Source organism: Rhodopirellula maiorica SM1 (assembly GCF_000346295.1).
In the GTDB taxonomy this organism is placed as follows: domain Bacteria; phylum Planctomycetota; class Planctomycetia; order Pirellulales; family Pirellulaceae; genus Novipirellula; species Novipirellula maiorica.
Map to the genome: position 1 here is coordinate 1 of NZ_ANOG01000995.1, position 1,827 is coordinate 1,827.

General features: G+C 52.4%; 1 protein-coding gene and 1 pseudogene. One reads left to right on the forward strand and one right to left on the reverse strand.

Going from position 1 to position 1,827, the window contains the following annotated elements:
* Positions 1-274 (reverse strand): annotated as a pseudogene (locus RMSM_RS32255) (xylose operon transcription regulator XylR); the annotation flags it as partial.
* Between the two features lie 297 nt (positions 275-571).
* Here RMSM_RS32255 and RMSM_RS32260 point away from each other — a divergent pair.
* A complete protein-coding gene (locus RMSM_RS32260; protein ID WP_008707559.1) occupies positions 572-1,693 on the forward strand; it encodes a Gfo/Idh/MocA family protein in 1,122 nt (373 codons plus the stop codon).
* The last annotated feature ends 134 nt before the right edge of the window (positions 1,694-1,827 follow it).

Sequence of the window (1,827 nt, forward strand, 5' to 3'; positions counted from 1 at the left end):
CACCGGGATAGTGACGTGCGGCGCTGACGTCCACGACCGGAATGCCGGTCCGCTGAATCGCCTCGGCGATCTCTTTGGTTTCAATCCGAGCAATGATTCCGTCCCCCTTCCAACGCCGAATCCATTCCGGTGGCGGGGCCGCACGCTCTTGTTCGGGCAGATAGATCGACCAAGCATCGTGCGAATGAATGTAATCGACGATCCCCGACAATAAACCTCGCGCATACGCATTGGAGGTTTCAATCAACAGCGCGACGGAACGACGTCGAATCATCGCAAAAACTCTAGGAAAGGCAGCGAAGCATCAGGAGCGATTTTGACATATTATACGAGGAAACCCATAACAACACCTCAAAAAACCACTGTAAAATATCTCAACGCTTTCGCGTAGCATCTCATCGACGCCACATCCTGTGTGGCCGACAATGCATGGCGGATTCACTTTAGGTACGTTCACTTTCCCGCCACCACTGTAAGTTGCCAAACTCTTCCTTCAACCATTTTCACATCCCCAAGTTCTTTACGGAGAGAAACGATCGTGTCAAAAACTTCAAAAAAATTGCGTTTAGGAATGGTGGGGCTTGGTTTTGGAGCCGAGTTTATTCCGATCTATCAAGCTCATCCCAATGCGGAAGTGACCGCGATCTGCCGCCGCGATCAAACGAGACTCGACAAGTGTGGCGACCAATTTGAAATTGGCGGTCGCTACACGTCGTTCGATGATTTGCTTGCCGACCCCGACGTGGATGCCGTCCACATCAATTCGCCGATTCCTGATCACGCTTGGATGTCGCTGAAGGCACTCGACGCAGGCAAACATGTAATGTGTACCGTCCCGATGGCAACCACCATCGAAGACTGCCAAAAAATTGTACAGAAGGTACACGATACCGGACTGCATTACATGATGGCCGAAACAGTCGTCTACAGCCGCGAATGTCTATTTATCAAACAACTGTACGAGAGTGGTGAACTAGGAAAGATCCAGTATCTAGCCGCCTCGCATCCGCAAGACATGGATGGCTGGCCCGCGTATTGGGAAAAGATGATTCCGATGCACTACGCCACGCACGTGGTAAGCCCCTGTCTGGGGCTTGTCGGTGGATTGGCTGAATACGTCAGCTGCTTTGGCTCAGGCACCGTCCGCGAAGACATTGCTAAAAAGTCGGGGAACCCGTTCGCAGTGGAAACATGTCACATCAAAATCCAAGACACTGACCTCACCGCGCATATTTGGCGATTCTTGTATGACGTTGCACGCCAGTATCGCGAGAGCTTCGATGTCTATGGAACTCAGAAAAGTTTCGAATGGACATTGGTCGAAAACGAACCTCACGTGATCCATACGGCCAAGAAACCCGAGCACGAGATTGCCGAAAAAGTGGAAGTTCCTGACTTTGCCCACTTACTGCCCGAATCGATTCGACGTTTCACGTTGCCGCAAGAAATCCACGACGCCGATCACTTGTCATTCTTGCAAGGCGGCGGTCACGGTGGATCGCATCCTCACCTCGTTCACGAATTCGTCAGCAGCGTGCTGGAAAATCGCCGCCCGCTTCCCGACGCAGTGACCAGCGCGAATTGGACTTGCGTTGGCATCTGTGCTCACGAATCCGCAATGAAGGGTGGGCAAGTGGTTCAGTTGCCGGAGTTCACGTTGTCACGCGACCGCACCGCTTGCTTGACGGAATAACGCGTCCGATGTGAACGGTCGATCGTTTCCCCGTTGGTGGTGGCCTCCGTTGTCCCCGCTTTCCTTCCTCCCTTTTTTGTCCTCCCTTCATTATGAAACATTCGCTTTCCATCTCATCACTGCTGTTGCTTGCG

Excerpts from the sequence above, each read along its gene's own strand:
- RMSM_RS32260 (WP_008707559.1), top strand. The coding sequence starts at position 572 with ATGGTGGGGCTTGGTTTTGGAGCCGAGTTTATTCCGATCTATCAAGCT.